Source organism: Limosilactobacillus panis DSM 6035, assembly GCF_001435935.1.
GTDB lineage: Bacteria > Bacillota > Bacilli > Lactobacillales > Lactobacillaceae > Limosilactobacillus > Limosilactobacillus panis.
Map to the genome: position 1 here is coordinate 1 of NZ_AZGM01000061.1, position 6,246 is coordinate 6,246.

Here is a 6,246-nt window from a genome sequence, read left to right on the forward strand (position 1 = left end):
TAAACCAAAATAAGCACTGATGTTAAATCCATCAGTACTTAAAATTGTAGAACCCTTTTCTGTGGTAAACTGAGACAATGATTACCGAAAGAAGGAGTGAGAACGGTGAATAATAAGAAGCACCGGTCACGGGAATGGCTACGGTGGACTGCGGTTGTGATTCTACTGGTAATATCAGTCTGCCTGATCTTCAACCAACAGATCAAGGAGCATTTTGTAAGCAGCTACCGCCCCAACATCACGCGCCAGATAATCCAACAAAACAGTAAGAAGAAGGCCACCTATAATTATGCCGACGTCCAGGATCTGAACTTCCAGACGGTCGCCAAGGCCCGGGCAAAAAAGCAGCCCATTAACATTATTGGTGAAATAACGATGCCGTCAGCGGGGATGACGATTCCCATCGCTAACGGAACAAACAACACAACGTTGGCCCTGGCAGCGGGGACAATGCGTCCTGATATGAAGATGGGGAAGGGTAACTATGCGTTAGCTGGTCATAACATGGCTAACGGTAGTAAGATCCTTTTCTCCCCCCTTTACTACCACGCCAAGGTTGGTCAGATGGTTTACATCACTGATTTAAAGTGGGTATATGAATACAAGCTCTACCAGCGGAAGTTTATTGACCCCCACCAGGTTGAGGTGGTTAACGACACCCAGCAGCCAATAATTACGTTGATCACTTGCAATGCCAACGGTGAGCGGCGGCTGATGCTGCGCGGTTACTTTGTTAAGTCAGAGCCCTTCAAGCAGGCGCCCTCAAAAGTCCAGAAGAACTTTAGTACGAAGTACACAACGGGTCGTAACTCTTAAGAGGAAAGCAGGTCCCAATGTCCGGAACCACCGGATGTTGGGGCCTACTTTTTATTAAAGTTCACTTTCAATTTTAGCCAGCCATAAGGGGAGGGCCCGGGCTAAACTCTGGTAGGTGTCCTCAAAGCGGTGGGTGTACCAGGGGTCGGGAATCTCTTCCGTCTCGTGCCCGGGGACAACCTCGTTTGCCAGGTGGATCTTGCTGATGTCATCAACCGGTGCCTGGCGTTTAAGGTTGTACATGTTCATGTTATCCATGCAGATGATGTAGTCGGCCCAGTCAAAGTCTTTGCCGGTGATTGGCCGGGAAACGAGACCGGCGGTTGGCAGGCCGTGTTTACGCATGGTTTTAAGGGCGCCGGGGTGGGGACCATTGCCTTCTTCCTCGCTGCTGGTTCCTGCTGAGTCCACCTTGATCCGGTCACTTTCACCGGCCGAATCAACCAGCTTAGTGAACATGCTTTCTGCCATTGGTGACCGGCAGATGTTGCCCAGACAAACAAATAATACGTTCATAGTTAACACCTCTCATCGTCTTTAGTTTAAGCATACACGAACTTCTAAGTATTTGCTAAAGGTCTGGCTGATTAATTCCCGTCAGCGGGTAAATTTGGTAAAATACAGGCAGATAAAATAAAGGAGGAATGACAATGACGATATTAATTGTCATCCTGGTCCTCGTAATTCTGATTGGGATTTACGTTGTCTTATATAACGGCCTGGTCCAGTTACGGGTCCACGCGCAAGAATCTTGGAGCCAGATTGACGTCCAGCTTCAGCGGCGGAACGACCTGATTCCTAATTTGGTCTCGACAGTCAAGGGCTACAGCAAGTATGAAGCATCAACTTTGGAGAAGGTCACCCAGTTGCGGACGGCATTAAACAACGTTCCTGACGATGACCATGCCCAGAAGATGGCGGTTTCTAACGAGCTGACGGGAACATTAAGGACCCTGTTTGCGGTATCTGAAAATTACCCCGACCTGAAAGCTAGCACGGAATACCAGCAACTGATGGAAGAAATAAGTAACACGGAAAACAAGATTGCTTACTCACGGCAGCTGTACAACAGTACGGTAGCGGCCTTGGATGCCAAGATTCAGACCTTCCCTAGTAACCTGGTTGCCAAGCTGCACCACTTTACCCCGATGGAATACCTGCAAGTACCTGACGATGCCAAGCAGACGCCAAAGGTTTCGTTTGATGATTAGGGTGAGTTAAATGTTGTACCAGCAGATCGCACGGAATAAGCGTAAAACAATTGTTGTTATGTTTGGCTTCTTCATCCTCGTGGCCCTAATCGGGGCGGCCGTGGGATACCTCTTTGCCGGCTCAACGGTTGGCGGCATCATAGTTGCGGCCGTGATTGCTCTCATCTACATGGTAGTAATCATCGGTCAGTCAACGGATGTTGTCATGAACATGAATAACGATCAGGAGATTCACTCCGCCCAGGAGGCCCCGACCTTGTGGCACGTCGTTGAGGACATGGCAATGGTTGCCCAGGTCCCGATGCCCCGGGTGTTCATCATTGACGATCCGAGCCCGAACGCCTTTGCAACGGGAAACAACCCAGAGCACGCAGCGGTGGCCGCTACCAGTGGCCTCTTAGCAATGATGAACCGGGAAGAACTAGAAGGGGTGATGGGGCACGAAATGAGTCACGTCCGTAACTACGATATTCGCCTGCAGACGATTGCCCTGGCCCTCTCGGCAGCCATTTCTGCTCTGGTTAACTTTGCGGGGAACTTCTGGTGGTTTGGTGGCAGTCGCGACGACGATGACGATGGGGTAAACGTTTTTGCCATCATTGGCTCAATCCTGCTAATCATCCTGGCCCCCCTGGCGGCAACGATTGCCCAGATGGCCCTTTCAAGGAACCGGGAATACCTGGCCGATGCCGGCTCCGTCGAATTAACGCGGAACCCTCACGGGATGATCAGTGCCCTGGAAAAGCTGAAGGGAGCCCAGCCGATGAAGAACGTTAACCCCAGCAGCAGTGCTCTGTACATTAGTGATCCGGAACTAAATCGTAAGCACCGGTGGTATGAGAACCTTTTTGATACCCACCCGCCGCTAGATGCGCGGATTAAGCGCTTAGAAGAAATGTAATTGAAAGCGAAATGACTGCCGATTGGATGGTGCAGTCACCGCTTTCTTCTTTTTTAAATCGTATTAACGGGGCGAGGGTGGTATAATTAAAAAGCTAGACCAAAGTATCAAAAGAAGAGGTAGCTTTCAATGAAGATGAAGTTAGCGGAGATTGCTCGTGCAATCAATGCGCAAAATGATATTAGTAAATGGCAAGATGTTGAGGTCACGAGTGTTTCCTTTGACAGTCGGCACCTGGAAAGCGGCGCGTTATTTATCCCCCTTCAGGGTGCGCACGATGGTCACCAGTACGTAGAAACGGCCTTCACGAACGGGGCCGCCGCTTCCCTATGGGCTAGTGACCACGAAGTCGTTGATCACGACCACCCACTACTGGTCGTAACCGACCCCCTCAAGGCCCTTCAGCAACTTGGCAAGTACTACCTGCGTAAGATTAATCCAATGGTAGTGGCCGTTACCGGTAGTAACGGGAAAACGACGACAAAGGATATGATTGCCTCAATCCTTAGCACCCAGCTGAATGTTACCAAGACCTACGCCAACTTTAACAATGAAATTGGTGTGCCAATTACCCTCTTGAATATGGAAGCCAATACCGAAGTGGTTGTTGTTGAGATGGGGATGGACCGGTTTGGCCAGTTAGACTTTTTGAGTAAGCTGGTAAGCCCGGACATCGCCGTCATCACGATGATTGGGGAGGCCCACATTGAATTCTTCGGTACCCGTGACCGGATTGCTGATGCCAAGATGGAAATTGTCAACGGCTTAAAGGAAGACGGGACCCTCGTCTTTAATGGTGATGAGCCCCTCCTCAACGAACGGGTTAAGAAGATCACTCAGCAGACAGTGCGCTTTGGTCGGCAGCTTAGTGATGATTTCTACGCAACCAGCGTGACGGACAAGGGCCGGTCAATTGACTTCACGGTCAACGAGTGGCCAGACGAGCAATTCACCATCCCAATGGTGGGTGAATACAACGTTAACAACGCCCTGGCGGCGATTGCTGTTGGCAAGCAGCTCCACATCACCCCTAAGCACATGAAGGCCGCCCTTGCCAATGTTGAATTGACAGAAAACCGGGCTGAATGGTTCAAGAGCACCCAGGGAGCCCAAATTCTGAGTGATGTTTACAATTCGAACCCCACAGCTGCAAAGCAAGTATTAAAGACGATTTCAGCAATGCCAGTTAAGGGTCGGCGGATTGCCGTCCTTGGTGACATGCTAGAACTCGGGGATGCGGCACCACGTCTGCACGCTAGCCTTGCTGACCAGATTGACCCAGCAAAGATTCAGGAAGTATACTTAGTCGGGTCAGAGATGACCGCCCTGCGGGATAAGCTACTTGAAGATGGGTATCCAAAGGAAGTCATCCACTATTACCAAGCGGACCAGCTGGACCTGCTAACCGCGGATTTAAAAGCTGATTTGACGGACCAGGATATGGTCCTGTTAAAGGCTAGCCATGGCATTCACCTTGAAAATGTCCTAGCAGCAATTAAAGAACAATAATTTTGGCACCAGCCGGCATTCGGTGATCAAGTACTTCACCGGCCGACTGGTTGCTTTTTAGGAGGAAATTTTTTGAAGTTTAGCGAATTAGGTTTGTCAAAGAGCCTATTGAAGGCCATTAAGCGGAGTGGGTACGAAGAAGCAACGCCCATTCAAGAACAGACGATTCCAATGGTTTTAAAAGGACAGGACGTGATTGGCCAAGCCCAAACTGGGACCGGTAAGACGGCTGCCTTCGGTTTACCGATTATTGAACACGTTGATACCGACAACCCCAACATCCAGGCGATTATCATCTCGCCAACTAGGGAACTGGCCATTCAGACCCAGGAAGAATTGTACCGTTTAGGGAAGGATAAGCATGCCCGGGTACAAGTCGTTTACGGGGGCGCCGACATCCGGCGGCAAATCAAGAACCTGAAGCACCATCCCCAAATCCTTGTTGGGACCCCAGGACGGCTGCGGGACCACCTCAACCGTCACACCGTCAAGTTAGGCCACATTCAGACCCTGGTCTTAGATGAGGCCGACGAGATGCTGAACATGGGCTTCTTAGAAGACATCGAGGCCATCATCAACCAGACCCCGGCCGACCGGCAAACGCTCCTGTTCTCCGCAACGATGCCGCCGGAAATTAAGAAAATCGGCGAGCAGTTCATGACTAACCCAGAGACGGTCCGGATCAAGGCCAAGGAACTGACTACCGACTTAGTCGACCAGTACTACGTGCGGGCTCGCGACTATGAGAAGTTCGACATTATGACCCGGTTGATTGATGTCCAGGACCCGGACTTAACAATTGTCTTTGGGCGGACCAAACGACGGGTTGATGAGCTATCCCGGGGCTTGATTGCGCGGGGATACAATGCGGCCGGTATTCACGGCGATCTGACCCAGGACCGGCGGACTAAGATCATGAAGCGGTTCAAGAATGGGGACCTTGATATTCTGGTAGCTACTGACGTTGCGGCCCGGGGCCTTGATATCTCAGGAGTAACCCACGTTTACAACTACGATATCCCGTCGGATCCCGACTCTTATGTTCACCGGATTGGCCGGACGGGCCGTGCCGGCCACCACGGAACGTCGTTGACCTTTGTCACGCCTAACGAGATGGAGTACCTGCACGAAATCGAAAAGCTTACCCGGGCCCGGATGCTGCCCCTCAAGCCGCCATCAGCTGAGGAAGCCTTCCGGGGACAGGTGGCCAGTGCCTTTAACGACATTGACCAGTTGATTGCCCAGAACTCAACAGACCGCTACAAGGAGGCTGCGGCGGAGCTTCTGGAGACCCACAACGCAACAGATCTGGTTGCCGCCCTGCTGAACGATATGACGAAGGAAGCCGCCAGCGAAGTACCGGTCAAGATTACACCGGAGCGGCCACTTCCTCGGCGCCACCGCGGTAAGCGTAATGACTACCATGGTGGCAACCACTACCGTCACCACAATGGTAACCGCCGTCATAACGGGGGAAATTACCGTTCCCACGGTCGTCGTCACGATAACTACGGGCGGAGTCATTCCAGTCGCCATTCCTTCAATATCCGGCACCGGAAGGATAAGGAATAGTCTAGCGAATTTAAGATACACACAAAGGAAGCTGGGAAAAAAGCATCAGAGCGCTCCGTATGGCTAGTATAGGGCGATCGTTGGCACGGAACGGGCCGGCGATTGTCCGTAACTAGACACTAGGAGCGCGCTTTTTTTCCGCGATTACTGTGTAACATTCGGAGATAGAAAAGAGGCTGGTGAGAAAATGAAGTGCCCCATAATTGTTGGACAAAGGATCCAATGATTGTGAGGTAC

Annotated in this window: 6 protein-coding genes; 5 read left to right on the top strand and 1 reads right to left on the bottom strand. The window is 51.2% G+C overall.

Annotated elements, in window-relative coordinates:
* Nucleotides 1-105 precede the first annotated feature (105 nt).
* The gene (locus FD32_RS04270) at nt 106-816 is read left to right on the top strand and encodes a class A sortase (protein WP_047768537.1); all 711 of its coding nucleotides are present in this window, start codon (nt 106-108) and stop codon (nt 814-816) included.
* A gap of 54 nt (nt 817-870) precedes the next feature.
* Here the strand turns inward: FD32_RS04270 and FD32_RS04275 are convergent, their stop codons facing one another.
* Nucleotides 871-1,332 carry a low molecular weight protein-tyrosine-phosphatase gene (locus tag FD32_RS04275; protein ID WP_047768535.1) on the bottom strand — a complete coding sequence of 154 codons (462 nt, stop codon included), beginning with the start codon at nt 1,330-1,332 and terminating at the stop codon, nt 871-873.
* 134 nt (nt 1,333-1,466) lie between these two features.
* Here FD32_RS04275 and FD32_RS04280 point away from each other — a divergent pair, with 134 nt between their 5' ends.
* The 4 genes from FD32_RS04280 to cshA all read left to right on the top strand — a co-directional run bounded on the left by FD32_RS04280 (nt 1,467) and on the right by cshA (nt 6,009).
* Nucleotides 1,467-2,027, top strand: coding sequence for a LemA family protein (locus FD32_RS04280; protein ID WP_047768534.1), 561 nt, complete (start codon nt 1,467-1,469; stop codon nt 2,025-2,027).
* Between the two features lie 10 nt (nt 2,028-2,037).
* Entirely contained in the window at nt 2,038-2,928 is an 891-nt protein-coding gene (gene htpX, locus FD32_RS04285; RefSeq protein WP_056962119.1) for a zinc metalloprotease HtpX, read from the top strand.
* A gap of 129 nt (nt 2,929-3,057) precedes the next feature.
* On the top strand, nt 3,058-4,437 hold the full coding sequence (locus FD32_RS04290) for a UDP-N-acetylmuramoyl-tripeptide--D-alanyl-D-alanine ligase (protein ID WP_047768532.1): 1,380 nt from the start codon (nt 3,058-3,060) through the stop codon (nt 4,435-4,437).
* A gap of 72 nt (nt 4,438-4,509) precedes the next feature.
* A complete protein-coding gene (cshA, locus tag FD32_RS04295) occupies nt 4,510-6,009 on the top strand; it encodes a degradosome RNA helicase CshA (RefSeq protein ID WP_047768530.1) in 1,500 nt (499 codons plus the stop codon).
* Nucleotides 6,010-6,246 lie beyond the last annotated feature (237 nt).